Raw genomic sequence first — 19,194 nt, forward strand, 5'->3', positions numbered from 1 at the left:
GCATCATCGCAGGAGGAGGCGGTTGCGGATGCGGGTGGTCAGAGGGGTCCTGGCGCGTACGGCCCTGCGGATGGCGTCGCTGCGCTGCCAGGCCGCGGTGGCGGCGTCCTCGGTGACGGTGTCGGGGGCGTATCTGACGTAGTTCGAAATTTCCGCTAGCGGCCTGACGTGTGCTGATATTTCGTCTGATTGCCGGGCGACGACGTCCGCGGCCGTCAGGGCGTACCGGCCCTTCAGGCCCAGGTCGTCGCACGTCTGCCGCCACGCGCCGAGCACCCGCTGCTCGGGCCCCTGGGCCCGGCGGCGCTTCCGCCTGCGCCACCACGGCAGGGCCGTCACCACGCCCGCGTACGCCACCAGCAGCGCCCCGCCCGCCACCGACGCGACCACCCACATCGCCGGCCCGCTCTCGGGCTCCTCACCGTTGCCGGTGGCCTGGGGCTGTGACGTCTTGGGCCGGTCGCCCCCGCCCTGAGTGAACTCGCCCTCCAGCTCCTCGCTCTCCTCGATGGCCGACGACACGACGTCGTGGTCGTCCTTGGCACTGCTCCGGCCGGGTGTGGGGTAGAACGGCCGCCAGCCCAGCTTGTCGAACTTGATCTCCGCCCACGCCATCACATGGCCCGACTTGACGTGATATATCCCGCCGGACGCCTCCCCTGGCCGGAACCCCACCACCACCCGCGAGGGCAGCCCGAGCGTCCTGGCCATGAGCGCGAACGCGGTCGCGAACTGCTCGGACGTCCCCCGATGCGTCGTCTGCAGGAAGAACTCCAGCCCCTTGAGCGAGTGCCCCGGGGGCGCGGTGACGTCGTAGCCGGCGTTGGTGCGCAGGTACTTCTGCAGCCGGTACGCCTGCGTGATCGGCGTGGTCGCGCCTTTGGTGGCCTCCTGGGCGAGCCTGCGGAACAGCCGCTGCTGCGGTCCGGCGGGGAACGCGGTCAGGCTCGGGTCGTTCACGGGCGTGGCCGCGAGCAGTTCCTCCTTGGACGGCTTGGGGACCCGCGAGGTCACCTCGTAGCTCGTCCCCTTGGCGGGCCTCGCGGCCGCCAGCAGCGCCCCGCTCTCGGGGTCCACCATCAGCCCTCGTACGCCGCTGACCTGCTCGGGCCGCTCGGCCGCGGGCAGCCAGGTGCCCGGGAGTCCGTCGAACGTCACCTTCTGCCGCACGACGTCCACCTTGCCCGTCCAGTCGCCCTCGGGCACCCTGCCGCCGGTGGGCTGGAAGCGGGCGCCGGAGGTCCATCGGACGCCGTCGTACCGGTCGAGCACGGCCAGCCGCCAGTTGAGCGGTTTGTCCGCCTTGACGGTGAACAGCTCCCTGTCGGGGATCTGCAGCCACGCCGAGACCCGGTCCAGCGGGCTGACGCTGTCGACGCGTACGGGCGGGGGGAGGTCGGCGTCGTCGCGGGGGTTGTACGGCCGCGCGGCGATCGGCAGCAGCGGGCCCACGACCAGCGCCAGCGCGGCCAGCGCGGCGGCGGCCGGCATGCCGGCGAGTATCCAGATCGGGGGGCGGTCGTCGCGCAGGAGTGCCAGGGCGGCGATGAGCACGAACAGCGCGCCCGCGACCGGCAGGTTCGATCCCTCGCCGTCCACGCCCAGCAGGAGCGCTGTGCCGAAGACGAGGAGGGCGGGGACGGCGGCCGCGATCCTGGTGCGGGTCCTGGCCATGGTCTCGGCGCCGATGGTGGCGGCCGTCCAGACCAGGGTGTGGACGAGGACGAGGAGGTGCGGCTCGGGCTGGGCGGGGAGGAGGGTGGTGAGCAGGGCGTGCCACGAGTTCGCCACGTCGGCGAAGAGGCCGGGCTCGAGGCCCTGGTAGAGGGGGATGGTGCCGGCGAGCCAGAGGAGCAGGTCGAGGGCCAGGGCCAGCCACAAGGGGCGCCTGTGTGTGAGCGCGGCGACCATGGCGGGGGCGGTGGCCGCCGGGATGACGGCGATCAGGAGGCCGGCGCCGGGGAAGACGCGATGGAACCCCCAACCGGCCGTGCCCGCGATGGCCGCCACGAGCACCAGCCCGGCCGGCCTCCGCCACAACGCCGTCCCGTCCCGGCCCGCCACCGGCCCACGCGCCGGACGCCCACGCCGCGACGCCCGGGACGAGGCGCCGGCCGGGCGTGCGGCGCTTGGCGACGTGCCCACCGGGGAGACGTTCGTCGGGTGCGCCCCGCTTGGCGACGCCCTCACCGCGGAGGCGCCCAATGGCGCACCGCTCGTCGCCTCGCCCGCCGAATCACCCGACGCCGCAAACGCCCCCGCCGGGCTACCCGACGCCTGAAACGCCCCCGCCGAGTCACCCGGCGCCGAAAGCGTCCCCGCTGGAGTTCCCGTCGGCGAGGGTGGCCAGGTCGAGGCCGGCCGGGCGTGGGGGCCCGGCGGGTCCGGGGCGTGGTGGGTCATCGGGACCCCCACGCGAGCGGGAGCGCGTCCAAGGAGGCGATCGGGAGGACCGTGATTCCGGGGACGGCGACCTGGCCGGGGCCGACGTAGACGCAGATCACCCGGTCGAAGCGCCGGCGCACACCGGCCGCGCGCCCGGCTTCCTCGGGGTCGGCCGTGACCAGGACCAGGGAGCCGCCGCCCCGCGCAACGCGCAACGGCTCCGTGACGCTCCCCGCGCCCGCCCTCACCAGGGCCAGGCGGTCCAGCACGCTTTCGGGGTCCTTGGTGTCCGGGACGGGGCCGTCGCCGGTGAGGAGCCGTACCGGGAAACCGGCTCTGGCGGCGGCCAGTGCGACCGAGGCGGCGGCGTCCACGGCGAGCTCCGTGAGGTAGCGCGTGTCCAGGACCACCGTGGTGGTGGGGAGGCCGGCGTCGATGAGCTGGCGGACCATGAGCGTTCCCGTGCGGGCGCTGGACCGCCAGTGGACGTGGCGCAGGTCGTCGCCGACGACGTACTCGCGCAGGGTGTGGAAGGTGACCGTGCCGCTGGGCGCGTTGTCGCTGGTGGGGCCCTCCAGGTGGTGGGCCCTGCCGGACGGGGGGACGGGGAGCGCGACCGTGCGGGGCCGTACCAGGAGGGTGACGGGCGAGCCGTAGGACCTGACGCGGCGTGTGAGCCCGAACGGGTCGGCCCGGATCAGCAGCAGCGGCCCCACCGGGATCTCGCCGCGGACGTCCGTCGGCAGCGGGTACGACACCGTGCGGACGGCGCCCTTCGGCAGCCTGGGCAGGTCCACGGTGTGCTCCGAGGCGCCGATCCGGTCCTGGGCGCGTAAGCCTGACAGGCCACGGCGGCCGAGGTTGGAGACGTTCAGCACGGCCACGGCGGCGTCGCCGCGCGGCACCTTCAGCGGCGTGATCTCGCGATGCACCTCGAGCCTCGGTTTGGGGGCGGTCCAGGCGAGCGCGACGGCCAGCGCGAGCAGGCCGCCGGTGGCGAGCACGACGGGCTCGGGGTAACCGAGCGCGAACCCGGCCGCGTACAGCGCGACGGACCCGGCGAGCGTCCCCCAGCCCAGCGGAGTCAGCACCGCGGAGAGCCGGATCGGTGGCGGGGGCCGCATCTACGCCGCCTGCGGCACCGGCATCCCGGCGAGGATCTCGCCGAGCGCGGCCGCCGCGGTGACCTCGCGCAGCTCGGCCTCGGGGGTGAGGATCAGGCGGTGCGCGAGCACCGGTACGGCCAGCGCCTTGACGTCCTCCGGCACCACGTAGTGCCGCCCGGCGGCGGCCGCCTTGACCCTGGCCGCGCGCAGCAGCGCCAGGCTCCCCCGGGGGCTGGCGCCGAGCCGCAGATGCGGGCTGGTACGGGTGGCCGCGCACAACGCGACGATGTAGTCGTACACCGGGTCGGCCACGTGGATCCGCGAGGCGAAGTCGATCATTCCCGCCACGTCCGACGCCCGCGCGACCACCGGCAGCCGCTCCACCTGCGGCCCCGTCGGCATGCCCTTGAGGACCTCCACCTCGGAGACGTGGTCCGGATAGCCGACGGAGATCTTCATCAGGAACCGGTCGAGCTGGGCCTCGGGCAGCGGGTACGTGCCGTCCATGTCGACCGGGTTCTGCGTGGCCACCACCAGGAACGGCCTGGGCACCGGATGCGGCTCCGCGTCCACCGTGACCCTGCGCTCCTCCATGACCTCGAGCAGCGCGGCCTGGGTCTTCGGCGAGGCGCGGTTGATCTCGTCGGCGAGCACGATGTTCGCGAAGACGGGGCCGTGGTGGAACTCGAACTTCTGGTGCGCCTGGTTGAAGATCGACACGCCGGTGATGTCGCTGGGCAGCAGGTCAGGGGTGAACTGGATGCGCCGCCACTCGGCGTCCACGCTGGCCGCGACGGACCGGGCGAGCGTGGTCTTGCCGGTGCCCGGCACGTCCTCGATGAGCAGGTGCCCCTCGGCGAACAGGCAGATCAGCGCGAGCTCGATCGCCTCGTGCTTGCCGCGGATGATGCGCTCTATGTTGCCGGCGAGCAACTGAAAGCGCTGAGCGAACTGCCCGGCCAGCTGCGCGCTCTGCTGCGGCTGCTGGTAGGCCTGCTCGACCTGCTGTTGTTGCTGGTACGGCTGCTCGAACTGCTGCTGGTACGGCTGAGCGGTCTGCTCGAACGGGTCCTGGTAGTTGTACTGGGTCAACTGAGCCCCCCTTCTCAGTCGGTGCACTCGAAGAGCGGCCCCTCGGGGAACCCGCCGTCCGGAGTCGCCACCAGAGTGTCGCTGAGCCAGCCGTTCCCGTACGGCGTTTCAACTTTGTTCCAGATGTCACTCGTACTGCCGTCCTGCGACTCAGTGACAGACTGGCCTTTGACCTGGCAGATCACGGTCAGAGTGATGTACTGCCCCTTCGGGATCTTGCCGACGTTGTCGTCGCCGTTCTTGGCGGGAGCCGGCCGGATCAGGGTGTTCGTCTGGTCGTTGTTCTTGTTCTTGTACTGCTGTTTGGGGTACGCCAGGTCCACCTCGGCCGTGGCGACGTCCGGGCTCTCCCCCGCCGCGTTCTTGGCCTTGAGCGTGAACGAGTACTTCTGGTTGTTCTTCAGCCCGTCCACGGTGAACGTCGTGCCCTTGATGCCGTTGTTGGTCGCGGCGCCGGTCAGCTCGTAGGTGACGCCGTCGTCGGCGTTCGCGGGGGCGTTCCAGCTCAGCTCGGCGCCCCGGTTCCTGGGCTTGGCCGCGAAGCCGGCCGGCGAGCCGGGCGCCACGCAGGGCTTGGCCCCGGCGCTGGGCTCCGACTCGACCTCGCCACCCGGCCAGTGCGCGACCACCACGAACGTGTACTCGTTCGCGCAGTCCCCGCCCGTGAACTCGAACTGGAACGGCCCGTCCGCGTCCACCGACTGCGGCACGGACCTGCCGCCGCCGGACGTGGTCTTCAGCGTGTAGCGCTCGACCTTGCCGCCGGTGGACGGGCTGAAGCTCACCGTCACCTTGCCGGGCCCGGACCTGGCGGTCACGGCGCCGGGCGCGGACGGCGCGCTCGCCGAGGGCGTCGGAGATGTGGTGGGCTCGCGCGACGGGGTGGGGGTCGGCGTCGCCTCGCGGGTCGGCTCGGCCTCGCGCGTCCGCGTGGGGAGCGGCTCCGTGCGCGTCGGAACGGGGTCGGGCCGGGTGTCGGTCTTCGAGGGGTCCGGGCGCGGCGTCTGCTTGGGCTTGGGCGTGCTGGTCGGCCCCGGTACGTCGGAGTCGCCCTTGTCGATGTCGTGCTTGCGGCCCTCGGGGTCGATGACGACGGCCTTGTCGCCGTTCTCGTCGTTGGCCCACAGGAGGCCGTCCTTGACGAACACGTCGACCGGGCCGGGCCTGTCGGCCACCTGGAGAGTGGTGGGCCGGCCGCCGGCAGCGCTGTCCCACACGATCAGCGAGCCGCGGCCCTGGTCGGGCACGTACACCTTGGAGCCGAGCATCTGCGGCACCCCGAGCTCGGCGGGGTCGTCCGCCTCGAACTTGGTGCTGAGCACCGAGTTGGACGCGGTGTCGATCACCACGAGCAGCCCCGAGTCACCCGGCGTCAATATCGGGACCATGGAGCCTTCGGTCGTGGCGGGGGCGAGCGCGCCGCCCTTGGCGGCCTGGGCCACGGCCTTGGGCAGCGTGACCTCGCCGACGCCGCCGTCCGCGCCGATGATCGTGGCGGTGGCCGCCCGGCTGTTGACCACGACCGGCAGGCCGCCGGCGATCGTGACCGCCAGTTCCTCCCCCGGCTCGCCGACCTTGACCGGGCTCGCCGCCACGCCCTTGGACACCGGTACGACCTCGCCCTTCGCGGTCACGGGGACCCACAGCCGGCCGCCGCCGTCGATGCGGGCCGCGCCGAGCGGTCCCGGCAGGGTGATCGGGGCGCCGACCGAGTTGAGCGTGGCCGGGTCGATCTGCTGGATCCTGCCGGATGCCGGGTCCACGGCGTACCCGGCCGTGCCGGAGACCGCCAGCTGCAGCCCGGCCGCGCCGAAGTCGCGGGTCTGGGAGACCGTGAGCTGGCTGGGCTCGATGCGGCTGACGTAACCGGTGCGGTCGTCGACGAGCAGCACGTTCCCGCCGTCCTGGACTACGCGCAGCTGCCTGCCCGCCTTGTCGTCGAGATAGCCGTCGACCTCGCCGGACAGGCCGTTGACGTGCACGATCTTGCCTTTGGCCGTGGTCCAGAGCCAGGCGCCCACGTCGGCCAGCTTGGGGTTCGCACTGGACACGCCCACGCCGAACCACGCCGCCGCGCCCACCAGGATCGTGGCCACCGCACCGGCGATCACGGCGGTGGCTCGATCACCCCGGAGCATGCGCACCCGTAACTCACCCCGTATGTACGATTACACAGCGTTTGCCCCCGTATTATCGGGCATCACACTAGCGTTCAGTGGTCCCTTGCGCGTACGTACTCGCTGGTAGGGCTGTTGGGGTTGTTGTGGCGTGCCGAGACTGTCGGTGCGAAGCCGTACCTTAGTGCCCGTGTCCGAACAGCCCCTGACCTTCGACGCCGTCCTCACCGACGAGGCGGTCCTGTCGACCTATCGCCGCATGTTCGCCGCGCTGGCGCGCGACAGCGGCGCTGTGGTCGACGACCCCGCCCTGGTCGACATCGCCGAGACGCTGTTCTCGGCGTTCGCCGAGGCGGGCGAGGAGTGGCTGACGCACGACCAGATGCGTTTCGCGTGCCGGGCATATCCGGCCGACCAGTTCGACAACCGGCTGCGGGCGCTCAAGGGGCTGGGGGCCGTCCGCGAGGTGTTCCCCAAGCCCAACCAGCTGCGTTACCGGGCCTCGTTCACCAGTGTCGTCGGGCTGATGTTCATCAGGCGGATGATGTCCGACGGCGGCCAGTCCGAGATGCACCGGCTGCTGGCGCTCGAAGACCTCAACGTCGCCGATCCGCGCACGACGATGGAGGAGGCCAGGCAGAGCGCGGTCAACCTGGCGCGGGCGTTCCGGCTCTGGGCCCTGGAGCTGATCACGCTGAGCACGGGCACGATCGAGGAGCTGCGCGAGCAGGCGCCCAAGCTGTGGGGCACCGAGGAGATCGCCCGCCGCGCCCAGGGGCTGCACGGCACCATCCTGACGCGGTGGCCCGAGCTCGACCGCGTCTGCACCGACCTGCGGGCGGCGATCTACGCCTACAGCGACGCCTCGCGCCGCGCCGCCGGCCGCCTGGCCGACTCGGCGGGCACCACGCGCAACCTGACGCTGCTGCCCACGGAGACGTGGCGCACGTTCGCGCAGACCGCGTCGCGGGAGCGGCTGGCGGCGGTGCTCGACGGGTTCGTGTTCGACGCGCCCGCGCCGTGGCACGACCCGGCCGCCATCGCCCGCGCCGTGGACGAGGCCCCGCGCCCCGCCCCCGCCCAGCCCACTCCCCCGCGCTCCCACCTCCCCGACGCCGGGCCCGGCTCCTCGCTCGACGCCTCGCCCAACGCGGCCATGGAGCGGCTGCAGGAGGTGGCGGAGTCGCTGCTGGGTGACGCTTCGCGGGTGGCGCTGGCCGACGTGCTGGGCTCCGACTGGCCCTCGGCGCGGCGCGTGCTCGCCGACCTGACGACCGTGGACCTGCGGCCCGAGCTGCCTTACCGGCTGACGTGGTCCGACGGGCTCACGATCGATCCGGACCGCGAGCCCGCCTGGCTCTCGCACGGCTACCTGGAGCGCACCTGATGGCGATCGCGGAACGTCCCGAGCCCTTGGAAGGCGACCAGCCGTCCGCTTCGGCTGCTTCGGCGGGAGGCGCGGGAGCGGCCACCCCGCCGCGGGCCCGCGACGAGGGCCACGCGCCCCATCACGCGGCGGAAGGCGGCGCGGGCCTGACGGTGGAGCATGGCTCGGTCACACCGGCGGCGGATGACCGGAGCGCCGCAGCCCCTGGAGCCCCGGCACCCGAGCAGGCCGGCACGGCGAGAGCCCGCTCGGCCGGACACGCGGAGGGCCAGTCGCGGGCCGGAGGTGGCGACGTCGCGGCGCAGGCGCGAAGTCGCTCGAAGGGGGTCATGCGGGTGCAGGGCCAGTCCCCGCCCGCGGCTCATGTGCGGGCGCGGTCGGGTGGGCCGCTGTGGCTGGACGCCGGGGTGCCGGCGCCGCCCGGGATGGTGCGGTTGACGCGTCCCGACTCCACAGGGCAGGCGCTGCCGGTGTGGCCAGACGGGGTGACGCCGTCGTCGCTGGACGAATACCAGGTGGCGCCCGTCCCTGTGGAGCGGTCCGGGGAGACCCGGCGGGTGCTGGCGGCCGTGCTCAAATGCTGCTGGACCGACCTGTCCGTGGACCCGTGGCCCGGCGAGCCCGCGCCCGTGGAGCTGGTGCTCGACACGTACCGGGCGCTGATCGGCCGCACCGACGACCTGATGCGCAACTGGGCGATCGGCGCGCTGCGGCGGCTGCACGACTCGGCGTGGATCGTGATGGACGACGGCGTGGTCACACTCGGCCCGCGCTGCGCCCTGTGGCCGGTCGAGTCTCACGCGCAGCTGCAGGAGCTGGTACGCCGCCTGCCCGAGCCCGAGCGCCCTGAGCTCACCGTGGTGGGCGACGCCGACATCGTGGCCGCCACCGAGACGACTCCTGAGGTGGGCGGCGGACGCGTCGAGGCCGCTTCGGCGGAGTTCGACGATTTGCTGGGGGCATACGACGAGCGGCGGCGGGCGGAGCTGGTGGCGGCGTTCATGGCGGTGGAGCACGCCGCCGAGCCGGTGCAGGAGGTCCGCTTCGCCGCCCTGCGGGACCCGGCGCTGCGCCACACGCTGGGCGAGATGCTGGCCAGGCGCGGCCGTACGCTGATCCAGCACCGCGACCGCTGGACCTCCGGCTACGACGACACGCACGCCGCCGCGCTCGCGAGGTCCGAGGCGGAGTCCACGCACGTGCCGCCTCCCGGCGCCGGCTCAGCCCCATCGGACGAGCCCACGTCGACCGGCCGGGGTGGGAGCGGCGCCGAAGACGCCCCGCCCGCCACCGTCGAGGCAGCCGACCGGGCGGGTGAGATCAATTCAGTCGAGGCGCGCGATGTGCCCGGCGCAGTCACGGCAGGCGGTGGGGCGGGCGCGACGGCCGACCGGGCGAGCGCGGCCGCTGCGGGCGACGCTGGTGATGTGCCCGGCGCAGCCGTGGCGGGCGGTGGGGCGGGCGCGACCGGCGGCGCTTCCGGTTCGGGCAGCGCCGCGGCCCCCACGCAGGCGATCCGGCCGTCAGGCCCAGGCGGTGGCTCGGCTGGAGCGCGGCTGGGGGTGAGCGAGCGGGCGGTGCTCACGCTCGTACTGGTGCACTCGGTGGCGATCCCGAGGGCCGAAGGGCTGCTGCCCGAGGACTCCTGGCTGTCGCCGCACCCCACACCGGTGGAGGAGCTGCGCCGCCACACCCAGCTGCCCATCGGCGAGCTGGAGGCGGCGCTGCGGGTGTTGCGCCACTCGGGGCTGTTGAGCCAGGTCAAGGCGGGCGAGGAGGCGGGCGGTTACGTGCCGGGGCCGCAGTTCCACCGGCTCACTCCGGCGGCCCGGCGGCGCTTGCAGGAGGAGCTGATCCTGGCGGCCGGGCCGAACACGCCGCTGGCGACCGCCGTACGAGCTCGAAGATCGGCGAAGTGACCGCGGCCGAGAGCGGCGGGTTCAGCGTCAGGACGAATGGAAGGACTACGGGGGTTACAGGTGTCGCAGATGGAGAACGTCGTCGGAGACCGGGTGCTGATCGCCGTGCAGGCGGTCAACATCTCACGGCTCTCGACCCATCCGGTGCCCACCGTCCCCGGCACCCTCATCGTCGTGGCCGGCGCGGGGCCGAAGGACTCCAACGGCGCGGGTAAGTCGTCGTTCATCGCCTCGATCACGGCGCTGCTCGGGGACGAGCAGTGGCGCTTCGCCTCGGGCGCGAAGGCGGTGTCGGAGCTGCTCTTCAACGCCGAGCTGGCCAGCGGCGCCGGAGCCCGCCAGTGGGCGAGCGCCGACCACGGCTACATCGTGGGTGTCTTCGGCCCGCCCGGCATGGACGGCTTCGCTCCCCATGACGCGGACGGCTCGCCGACGCCGCCCGCGCTCGGCGGCCCGGCGCTGGGCGCACCCCGCGGCCTCGCCATGCCGGACCGCACGACAGGTGGCAGCGCGTCACAGAGCGCCGTGCCGGCGAACGGCGCTGCACCGGACAGCGCGGTGGCGGATGGCGCGGGCGTGTCCGTTGCGGACGGCGTGGGAGCGGGTGCCGGGGACGGCGAGTTCGTGCTCGAGAACCAGGTGGCCGGAGGTGAGCTGAGCGGGGAGCTGTTCGAGGTGCCCGACACCTCGGGTGGGGCGCTCACCGTGTGGCTCAAGGTCAACCAGGAGGCGCCGCACCTGGAGATCCGCTGGCGGGAAGGGGTGCACCTGGCGGCCTCGCCGTCCGAGGCCGAGCGCGTGGCGCGAGCTGACGAGATCTGGGCGTCCCTGCCGAAGTCGGCCGGTAAGCGAGACGTGGTGGCGCGCGACCTGACCAAGGTGCTCTACGGCGACCGGGTCAGGTGCGTGTCGTTCCTGTCCACGTCCGTACGGAGCAAGGTCGCCACCAACCTGCTCTCCCAGCCGCTCAACGAGATCTCCCCCGAGCGCGTCTTCGAGGCCATCGCCGCCCTCACCGGCCTGGACGCCGAGCTGGAGCAGGAGCGCGAGGCCCGCCGCGACGAGCACGCCAAGCGCGTGCGCGCGGCGCAGGCGGCCGAGCGGCTGGCGGAGTTCGAGGCCGAGTCGAAGGCGCTGCTGACCACGTTCGACCGGCGTGATCAGGCGAGAATCCGGCTGGCGGACGCGTTGCGATGCTGGCGGGGCAGGCAGGCGCGCAAGCTGGCCGACGCGGCGGCCAGGGACGATTCGCTGGCCGCCGACCTGGAGCGGCACCGCGCGGCCGGTGAGGCGGCCGCCGAGGCGATCGCCATGGTCAAGGCGGAGATCTCCACGCTGCGGGAGGACACCCTCGACAGGCAGGTCTCGCAGGCCCGCAAGGAGCTGACGGCGCTCCAGGCGAGGGCGGCCAAGCTCGACGCCGACCGCGCGGTGGCCGAGAACTCCGCCGACGAGCTGCGCGGGATGATTCCGGCGCTGGAGGAGACGCGCAGGTTCGCGGACGGGCGAGACGTGCCCACGGCCGAGCGGGAGCTGATGGAGGTCCGGCTGCGGCTCGACGAGGCGCTCAAGGCGCTCGGGGTCGCGGACCAGGAGGTGGCCTCCGCCCAGGCGGCGCTGGACGACGCCGAGGGCGGTCCGGCGGCGGCGCAGCTCAACGCGCTGGCGGCGGCCGGCATCGGCGCGACCGGCCTGCTGGACGCCCTCGACGTGGCCGAACAGGCCCGCGACGCCGCCCAGACTCCGGGGCACGGCCGGGCACTGCACGGGACGACCCCTGGCGCGGATGCCGGCGGCGCCCATGACGTCGAGGCGCTGGGCGCGGCTCTCAAGGCACGCTACGGAAAAGCGCCGGACGCCGAGGCGGGCGAGTCGGGTGAGCTGAGCGGAAAAGCGCCGGAGGCCCAGGCGGGCGGGCTGGTGCTGGGCGATCTGCGAGGGTGGCCTAACGAGCATGCGGTGATCGTGGATGCGGCGCAGCTGGATACCGCCGCCGGCGCTCTGGCAGCGCTGCCCGGTTCGGTGCTGGTCAGCTCGGCCGGGGTGAGCGTCGTGGGGGCGTTCGACGGGGTGGCCACCGGGCGTGAGGCCCGGATCAAGGCCGCCGAGCAGCGACTCAACCGGGCGAAGGACATCCAGGAGACGGCGGCGCAGGCCGTACGTGATGGGGAGGAAGCCGTCGCCGAGGCGCAGCGGCGGCTGGAAGGGGCCAGGGCGGGGGTGCGCCTGACCGAGCTGGAGGCGAAGCTGACCGAGCGGCGGACCAGGCTGGCCGAGCTGAACGCCGCGATCGAGGAGCTCGCGCCGAAGGTCGCCGAGGCCGAGCGGCAGGCCGGGGCTCTGGACTTCCGGGCCAGGACCAGGGACATGGAGATCGAACGCCTGGAGGGGCGGCGGCATCGGCATGAGGCCGAGCGGGGACAGTCGCGCGACCAGGAGGCCAAGGTCACCGCCGAACGCGAGTCGCTCAAGCTCGACGCGCTGGCCGCCGACTGGGGTGGCCCGGTCGAGACGGCACGCGGATGGCTCGACGCGCTGCCCGAGGAGGAGCGGCCGCGCGCGGCCGAGGAGTGGTGGCGGATCGCCGAGCGCTACTTCGACCAGGCGTTGCGCGACACGTTCCCGGAGGAGGACGCCGAGATTCCGGAGGAGTTGCGGTTCCTGCTGAGCGAGCGGGGCGGGAGCACGGCGCGGGAGCAGGCGACGTTCGCGGCGGTGTGCGGGGCGCTGGCCTCCTACCTGCGTGGCCAGGAGGACTACGAACGGCACCAGCGGCGCCAGATCGAGGCGCAGGTCGTCTCCAGGCAGCGTGACCTGGCGGCGGCGGCGCGGGGCGCCGAGGAGGCGGCGCAGTCGACGGCCGTGCACCGGGCGGCGTTGACGGCGGCGATCAAGGCGCGGCTCACGCGGGTGGCCGAGGAGTTCGAGAAGCTCGACACGTCTTACGGGGGTTACGGGGCGACGCTGGAGTTCCCCGTGCCGCCCGCGCCCGCCGACCCGGAGCAGCGCTGGCAGTGGCGGGTGACACCGAAGTGGCGGCGCGGCGAGGGGCAGGGGTTCGTGCCGTACAACCGGCGGGCCAACACCGCGCTCATGGACGAGAAGGCCGTCAAGCTGGTGTGCGCGGCGGCCATCGCCTCGTCCGGGGGCGGGCATCTGTGCCTGGTGCTCGACGAGCTCGGCCGCAACCTGGGCAAGGAGCACCGCAGGGAGGCGGTGGCGCTGTTCAGGCGGATCGGGGAGACGTACGGGATCACGGTGATCGGGGCGCTGCAGGACGACATGGAGCCGTACGCGATCGACGCCTGCGGCCAGTACGTCAAGCTGCGGCGCTCGTCGGACGCGATGCCGTACAACGAGCCGCCGGTGATCGTCGGGCACGACCAGCACGCCGAACGGGTGCGGGCGCTGGCCGCGTACGTCGACAGGACGGGCGGTTGACGCGGAGGTAGCGCCGCGCTCTCACACTTGCCGCGCCCACCCGGTCTTCCGGCCCGGGGATGGGCGTCCCGCCGCCCCTGACCAGTGCGGGACCGCGTCTTGGGGACCGTCTCGACGGTGGACTGGTTGATCGGTGGGAGCCGCGGGGTGAGCGAGCCGGGGCGGGGTCAATTGATCGGCGGGCCGGTGTAGGAGGCGCGGAGGCGGAGGAGGGTGCCTCGGCCGTACTCCTCCGTCGCGTGCGCCAGCCAGCCCGCCGCCCTGGCCACCGCGAAGATCGCCTCGCCCGCCCCGCTCACCATGCCGCTCACGGCGGTGAGGATGGCGAGGGCGAAGTCCACGTTCCGCTCCGGGAGGCGACGCCTGCGCATCTCCTCCAGTAGGGCCACTCCGGCGGTGAGCCGCTCGTGCCCCGGCGCGGCCTCCTTGACGAGGTCGAGCAGCATGCCACCGCGCCCGTCGCCGTTCTTGTAGACGCTGTGGCCGAAGCCGGGGATGCGCTCGCCGCGGCGTACCCGCTCGGCGATGGCCCGTGCGGCCTGGTGCGGCTCGGCGACCTCGGCCAGCAGGCGTTCCGCGCCGTACGACGCGCCGCCGTGCAGCGGGCCGCCGAGCACGCCGAGCCCGGTCAGCACGACCGCGTACGGGTCGGCCTTGGCGGAGGCGGCGACCCTGGCGGCCAGGGTGGAGGCGGCGAGCTCGTGGTCGGCGAGCAGCACCAGGGCGGCCTGGAGGGCACCGAGCAGGGCGGGGGTGGCGGGGCGGGGGCACAGGCGGGACCAGAGGCGCTCGGCGATCGACTCTCCTTGAGGCTCGCTGAGGCGCGGCAGGGCGTCGACGAGGCCCGCGATCATGCGGCGGCCCGTGGCGGCCACGGAGGCGGGGTCGAGCTGGTAGCGGAGGGAGTCGGACGCGCCGAGGACCGTGGTGATCACCTGGAGGCGGTCGAGGGGCAGGAGGTCCTCCGGAAGCTCGCGCTGGGCGTCTACGGCGACCCGCAACGCCTCGGGCTCGCACCGCCACGGCAGCACCCAGGCGTCTGCGCGCGCGACGTCGGACCCGCCACGCGACACCGTCCCTGGCAGATCAGCGCCCGGTGTGCCGGAATCGCGCAGCTGCGGCACGGAGGCCCGAAGCACATCGGGGGCGGCCGTCCAGAGCCATTCGGCGACCGATTCGAAGGTGCCTGTCTTGGCCAGCTCCAGCGCGTCGATCCCGCGGTAATAGGGCCGATCAACTCCGAGTGTGGCGACAGCGGACTCGATCACGAGCTCCGGCGGTTGATTCCGAGGCCGGCCACGCCGGGCCAGCCGCTCGATCTCCTCCGTCGAGAACAGGCTGCGCCGCCCGTCATCGCTATGCCGCCGGGTCAGCACACCCCTGCTCACGTATGCGTACAGCGTGGCGGGCTTCACCCCCAGCCGCTCGGCCGCGGTGGCCGCGTCGATCCACTCCACCCTGGCAGACCCCCTCAATATTGACGAAAATCAATATTGATCCATGTTGAAGTGGCATGTCAACGTTGGTGCATGCCAGAAATTCATTTCCTCGATGTGACCAACCGGGACGGTGTGCAGACCGCGCGCACCGGCCTGTCGAAGTTCGGCAAGACCATGGTCAACTTCTATCTGGCCAAGCTCGGGGTGGCGCAGTCCGAGATCGGCTTCCCGTTCCTGTTCCACGAGGTCCCGTACGTCAGGGCGCAGGTGGCGCTGGCCGAGGCGGGGGCGTTCGGGGGCCTGCGACTCTCAGGATGGTGCCGCGGCGTGCCGCAGGACGTGGAGAAGGCGGCCCCGCTCGGGCTCAAGCACTACAACCTGTCCATCTCGACGTCCGACTACATGATCCAGAACAAGTTCCGGGGGCGGCTGGACAGGGACGCGATCATCAGGGAGATGACGGCGGCCGTGCGCACGGCCAAGGCGGCGGGCGCCGAGACCGTTGGGGTGAACGCGGAGGACGGGTCGAGGACGGACGAGGGCTTCCTGCTGGAGTTCGCGCTGGCGGCCAAGGAGGCGGGCGCCGACCGGGTGCGTTACTGCGACACGATCGGCGGAGACACGCCCGACAGGATCCGCGAGCGCTTCGCCAAGCTGGCCTCCGCCATCGCGATGCCGGTCGAGACCCACTGCCACAACGACCTGGGCATGGCCGTGGCCAACTCCGTCTCGGGCGCGCTCGGCGACCTCGACGTGGGGCAGGACGCGTGGATCAACACGTGCGTGAACGGCATCGGCGAGCGCTCCGGCAACGCCGACCTGCTCTCCACCATCCTGGCCTTCCAGCACGGCTTCGGGCTCAACGCGGAGATCGGCGACGCGCTCGACCTGTCGTGGGCCCGCAGGTTCGCGTTGTGGGCGAGTTACGCGTTCGGGCAGCCGCTGCCGTACAACCAGGTCGGGGTGGGGCGGAACGCGTTCGCGCACGAGAGCGGCATCCACGCCGACGGCGCGCTGAAGGACCACGGCAACTACGAGCTGTACGACGAGGCCACGCTCGGCCCGTTCCCCGAGGACTGGCACGCGCGGGACGGCCGGGTCGTGCTGACCGGCGAGTACGGCGGGAAGGCGGGCTTCCGGCACGTCATGGACGGGCTGGGGGCGGAGGTCCGTGACGAGGATCTGGCGTTCCGGCTGGTGCAGCTCTGCAACGCCATGACCGGCCGCCCGCTCACCGACGACGAGCTCCGTCTGATCGCCGCGTACCCGCGCGAGCTGTCCCTGCTGTTCCCCGGGTACGAGAACCCCTAGCACGCGTTTTCCACACGTCACCGCGAGTGAACTGCGATCGGGTTCCCTTGAGAGAGGGGCCTAGAGGGTGTCGTCTCCCGTCTCGGGCAGGGCCAGGAGGCAGAGCAGGCTCAGCAGGGCCATCGCCGAGACGTACACACCGACGGCCATCACGCCCATCCCACTGGCCTGCATGCTGGTGGCGACCAGTGGGGGCACCGCGCCGCCGAGCACGCCGCCGAGGCTGTAGGCCACCGAGGCGCCGCTGTAGCGGTACTGGGTCTTGAACAGCTCCGGCAGGTACGCGCCCATCGGCCCGAAGACCAGCCCCATCAGGCCGAGCGCCCCCGCCAGCGCCAGGCCGACCAGGAAGACCGACTTGGTCTCCATCAGCGGGAACATCACCAGCCCCCACAGGACCGCCACGCCCGCCCCGGTGATCAGGGTGCGGCGGCGGCCGAGGCGGTCGGAGACCATCGCGGAGACCACCGTGCCCGCGCCCATGAACACGACCCCGACCATGGTCAGGCCGAGCATGGTGGTCTTCGGGATCTCCAGCGTGGTGGTGCCGTACGCCAGGCAGTAGGTGGTGGCGGTGTAGAAGAGCGTGTAGGCGACGGTCATGGCGCCGGCGCCGAGGAGCACGCGCCGCCACTGGTGCCGCATGAGGCCGGCGAACGGCACCTTGGCGATCCGGTGCTGGTCCATGGCCGCCTGGAAGACCGGCGTTTCGGAGATCTTGAGGCGTACGTACAGGCCGACGATCACCAGCAGCAGGCTGGCCACGAACGGCAGCCGCCACCCCCACGCCCCGAACTCCCCGTCGCTGAGCGCCTCGCCCAGGATGAGGAACAGCCCGTTCGCCAGGACGAAGCCGACCGACGGGCCGAGCTGCGGGAACATCGCGTAGAGCCCGCGCTTGCCGGGCGGCGCGTGCTCGGTGGCCAGCAGTGCCGCGCCGCCCCACTCACCTCCGAGCCCGATGCCCTGCGTGAACCGCAGCAGCACGAGCAGCACCGGCGCCGCCACGCCGATGGCCGCGTAGCCGGGCAGCAGCCCGATCGCGACCGTCGAGAGCCCCATCACCAGCAGCGACACGACCAGCATCGACTTGCGGCCGACCCGGTCCCCCCAGTGCCCGAACACCGCCGAGCCGAGCGGGCGCGAGATGAATGCCACCGCGAACGACGCGAACGCGGCCAGACTGCCCGCCACCGGGTCCAATTTGGGGAAGAAAGCGGTGTTGAGCACCAAAGCTGCCGCGGTGCCGTAGATGTAGAAGTCGTAGAACTCGACCGCGGTGCCGATGAGGCTGGCAGCTGCGATCCTTGACCGGCTGGGCGCGGCGATTGGGGGGGATATTGTCATACTTGTCTCACCATGCGGACTAGCGTCTTGGGAAGCGATACAGAGAAGCTATCACCTGCCGAAATGTCACATTGGAAGGGAACGGGTTTGGCTGTCGATCTGGTCATCTTCGACTGCGACGGGGTGCTCGTGGACAGCGAGCCGATCTCCGTACGCGTGGGCACCGCGGCGCTGCGGCGCCTGGGCTGGGCGATCGATGAGGCGGAGTACGCCGAGCGGTTCGTGGGGTGCACGAACGAGTACTGGGAGGAGCAGATCGGAGAGACGCCGCCGGGCTGGCGCGAGCAGCTCATGGCCGATTACGCGGCCGCCGTCAAGGCCGAGCTGTGCGTGGTCGAAGGCATCGTGGAAGCGCTCGACCGGCTCACCGTGCCGACCTGCGTGGCCTCGAACGGCCGGCACGTCACGATCCGCCGCAGCCTGGAGCTCACGGGGCTGGCCAAGCGGTTCGACGGGCGGGTGTTCAGCGCCGAGGACGTGGCCAGGGGCAAGCCGGCGCCGGACCTGTTCCTGCACGCGGCGGCCACGATGGGCGTGGCGCCGGAGCGGTGCGTGGTGGTGGAGGACAGCCCGTTCGGGGTGACGGCGGCGATGAGCGCGGGCATGCGCTGCCTGGCCTTCGCCGGCGGCCTCACCCCCGCCTCCCGCCTCACCGGCCTGGGCGCCACGCTCTTCCACCACCCGGCCACCCTGCCCGACCTGATCACCTCTCTCGAACGGGGCACCCGCGACGCACCGTGAGTGAGCGTCGTCACCCCTGACGGGCGCGCCCGTTCTCGTCCAGGTAGTCGCGCCAGGAGCGCTTCGGGTTCCAGCCCAGCAGGCGGTGGGCTTTGGCGCACGAGATGCCCGAGGCGTCCTTCCGGGAGAGCGGGCGCAGCTCGATCTGGTCGCCGTAGTACTCCCGCAGCGCGGCGGCGAAGTCGTGCCCGCCCGCGTTGTCCGGCGATGCGATGTAGAACACCTCGTGACCGGGCAGCTCGGACTCGGTGGCCAGGACGATCGCGTCCGCGAGGTCGTACACGTCGATGTAGCTCCAAAGGCCCGCGCCGATTTCGGAGGCGTCACGGACCTGCGGGCCGAGGTTGCGCTCGTAGTTGCCCTCGTGCTGCACCCAGCTCGGCCGCAGCGAGATGCACCTGATGTCCGAGCGGCGCACCGCCGCGTCCATGAGCTGCTCGCCGAAGTGCTTGGCCAGCGCGTACGGGTCCTGCGGCCGGATCGGGTGCTCCTCGTCCACGGGCGCGTAGTCGGGCAGGAAGGGACGTTCGGGGAAGAAGAAGCCTGGGACGGTCTCGCTGGAGATGTTCACGAAGCGGGAGACGCCGAAGCGGACCGCGGCCTCGATCATGTTGAACGTGGCCATCAGGTTGTTCTGGAAGACCACGTGCGGCGGGTTGGCGGTGGGGTCGGGGATGGCGGCGGCGTGCACGACCGCGTCGGCCCCGCGGACCACGGCGAACGCCTGCCCGGCGTCGGTCAGCTCGGCCTGCTGGTAGCGGGGCCGGCCGGGCTCGGACCGCTCGAAGACGGGCCGTGTGAGGTCCACGCCGGTCACCTCGTGACCGGCCTCGGCCAGCGCCTTTACGGCCGCACGGCCTACCTTGCCGTGGGCTCCGGTGACGACGACGCGCATGAGCACTACTCCTT

At 72.5% G+C, this 19,194-nt stretch carries 13 protein-coding genes; 6 read left to right on the forward strand and 7 right to left on the reverse strand.

Translation table 11 applies throughout. From position 1 onward, the window contains the following. Positions 1-3: 3 nt before the first annotated feature. A complete protein-coding gene (locus tag ACQPWU_RS40210) occupies positions 4-2,010 on the reverse strand; it encodes a DUF3488 and transglutaminase-like domain-containing protein (protein ID WP_433430914.1) in 2,007 nt (668 codons plus the stop codon). Here ACQPWU_RS40210 and ACQPWU_RS40215 point away from each other — a divergent pair. Next, on the forward strand, positions 2,000-2,281 hold the full coding sequence (locus tag ACQPWU_RS40215; RefSeq protein ID WP_433430915.1) for a hypothetical protein: 282 nt from the start codon (positions 2,000-2,002) through the stop codon (positions 2,279-2,281). The genes ACQPWU_RS40210 and ACQPWU_RS40215 overlap by 11 nt on opposite strands. Before the next feature lie 118 nt (positions 2,282-2,399). Here ACQPWU_RS40215 and ACQPWU_RS40220 read toward each other — a convergent pair whose 3' ends face one another. The 3 genes from ACQPWU_RS40220 to ACQPWU_RS40230 are packed head-to-tail and all read right to left on the reverse strand — an operon-like array spanning position 2,400 to position 6,721. Beyond that, complete coding sequence (locus ACQPWU_RS40220; protein WP_433430916.1) at positions 2,400-3,509, reverse strand: DUF58 domain-containing protein; 1,110 nt, start codon at positions 3,507-3,509, stop codon at positions 2,400-2,402. Continuing rightward, complete coding sequence (locus ACQPWU_RS40225; RefSeq protein ID WP_433430917.1) at positions 3,510-4,583, reverse strand: AAA family ATPase; 1,074 nt, start codon at positions 4,581-4,583, stop codon at positions 3,510-3,512. Positions 4,584-4,597: 14 nt separating this feature from the next. Next, positions 4,598-6,721 carry a fibronectin type III domain-containing protein gene (locus tag ACQPWU_RS40230; RefSeq protein WP_433445406.1) on the reverse strand — a complete coding sequence of 708 codons (2,124 nt, stop codon included), beginning with the start codon at positions 6,719-6,721 and terminating at the stop codon, positions 4,598-4,600. A gap of 169 nt (positions 6,722-6,890) precedes the next feature. Between ACQPWU_RS40230 and ACQPWU_RS40235 the strand changes: the two genes are divergently transcribed. From ACQPWU_RS40235 to ACQPWU_RS40245, 3 genes are all read left to right on the forward strand, one after another. Beyond that, entirely contained in the window at positions 6,891-8,087 is a 1,197-nt protein-coding gene (locus ACQPWU_RS40235; RefSeq protein ID WP_433430918.1) for a hypothetical protein, read from the forward strand. After that, positions 8,087-10,006, forward strand: a complete 1,920-nt coding sequence (locus ACQPWU_RS40240) for a hypothetical protein (protein ID WP_433430919.1) — start codon at positions 8,087-8,089, stop codon at positions 10,004-10,006. The genes ACQPWU_RS40235 and ACQPWU_RS40240 overlap by 1 nt, the downstream gene beginning before the upstream one ends. Positions 10,007-10,075: 69 nt before the next feature. After that, a complete protein-coding gene (locus ACQPWU_RS40245) occupies positions 10,076-13,447 on the forward strand; it encodes a chromosome partitioning protein ParA (protein WP_433430920.1) in 3,372 nt (1,123 codons plus the stop codon). 167 nt (positions 13,448-13,614) lie between these two features. Here the strand turns inward: ACQPWU_RS40245 and ACQPWU_RS40250 are convergent, their stop codons facing one another. Then, positions 13,615-14,904, reverse strand: a complete 1,290-nt coding sequence (locus ACQPWU_RS40250; RefSeq protein WP_433430921.1) for a citrate synthase — start codon at positions 14,902-14,904, stop codon at positions 13,615-13,617. Between the two features lie 72 nt (positions 14,905-14,976). Here ACQPWU_RS40250 and ACQPWU_RS40255 point away from each other — a divergent pair, with 72 nt between their 5' ends. After that, positions 14,977-16,197, forward strand: a complete 1,221-nt coding sequence (locus tag ACQPWU_RS40255; RefSeq protein ID WP_433430922.1) for a LeuA family protein — start codon at positions 14,977-14,979, stop codon at positions 16,195-16,197. Positions 16,198-16,257: 60 nt separating this feature from the next. Here the strand turns inward: ACQPWU_RS40255 and ACQPWU_RS40260 are convergent, their stop codons facing one another. Further along, positions 16,258-17,544 (reverse strand): MFS transporter, encoded by a 1,287-nt coding sequence (locus ACQPWU_RS40260; RefSeq protein WP_433430923.1) that lies wholly within the window; start codon positions 17,542-17,544, stop codon positions 16,258-16,260. A gap of 87 nt (positions 17,545-17,631) precedes the next feature. On the opposite strand from ACQPWU_RS40260, the gene ACQPWU_RS40265 reads away from it, so the two are divergent. Further along, on the forward strand, positions 17,632-18,285 hold the full coding sequence (locus ACQPWU_RS40265) for an HAD family hydrolase (RefSeq protein WP_433430924.1): 654 nt from the start codon (positions 17,632-17,634) through the stop codon (positions 18,283-18,285). A 10-nt stretch (positions 18,286-18,295) separates the two neighbouring features. Here the strand turns inward: ACQPWU_RS40265 and ACQPWU_RS40270 are convergent, their stop codons facing one another. After that, complete coding sequence (locus ACQPWU_RS40270; RefSeq protein WP_433430925.1) at positions 18,296-19,180, reverse strand: NAD-dependent epimerase/dehydratase family protein; 885 nt, start codon at positions 19,178-19,180, stop codon at positions 18,296-18,298. Positions 19,181-19,194: the final 14 nt, after the last annotated feature.

It is taken from the genome of Nonomuraea sp. CA-141351 (assembly GCF_050944675.1).
GTDB lineage: Bacteria > Actinomycetota > Actinomycetes > Streptosporangiales > Streptosporangiaceae > Nonomuraea.

Excerpts from the sequence above, each read along its gene's own strand:
- ACQPWU_RS40245 (WP_433430920.1), top strand. The coding sequence starts at position 10,076 with ATGGAGAACGTCGTCGGAGACCGGGTGCTGATCGCCGTGCAGGCGGTC.
- ACQPWU_RS40220 (WP_433430916.1), bottom strand. The coding sequence starts at position 3,509 with ATGCGGCCCCCGCCACCGATCCGGCTCTCCGCGGTGCTGACTCCGCTG.
- ACQPWU_RS40270 (WP_433430925.1), bottom strand. The coding sequence starts at position 19,180 with ATGCGCGTCGTCGTCACCGGAGCCCACGGCAAGGTAGGCCGTGCGGCC.
- ACQPWU_RS40260 (WP_433430923.1), bottom strand. The coding sequence starts at position 17,544 with ATGACAATATCCCCCCCAATCGCCGCGCCCAGCCGGTCAAGGATCGCA.
- ACQPWU_RS40230 (WP_433445406.1), bottom strand. The coding sequence starts at position 6,721 with ATGCTCCGGGGTGATCGAGCCACCGCCGTGATCGCCGGTGCGGTGGCC.
- ACQPWU_RS40240 (WP_433430919.1), top strand. The coding sequence starts at position 8,087 with ATGGCGATCGCGGAACGTCCCGAGCCCTTGGAAGGCGACCAGCCGTCC.
- ACQPWU_RS40215 (WP_433430915.1), top strand. The coding sequence starts at position 2,000 with ATGGCCGCCACGAGCACCAGCCCGGCCGGCCTCCGCCACAACGCCGTC.
- ACQPWU_RS40255 (WP_433430922.1), top strand. The coding sequence starts at position 14,977 with ATGCCAGAAATTCATTTCCTCGATGTGACCAACCGGGACGGTGTGCAG.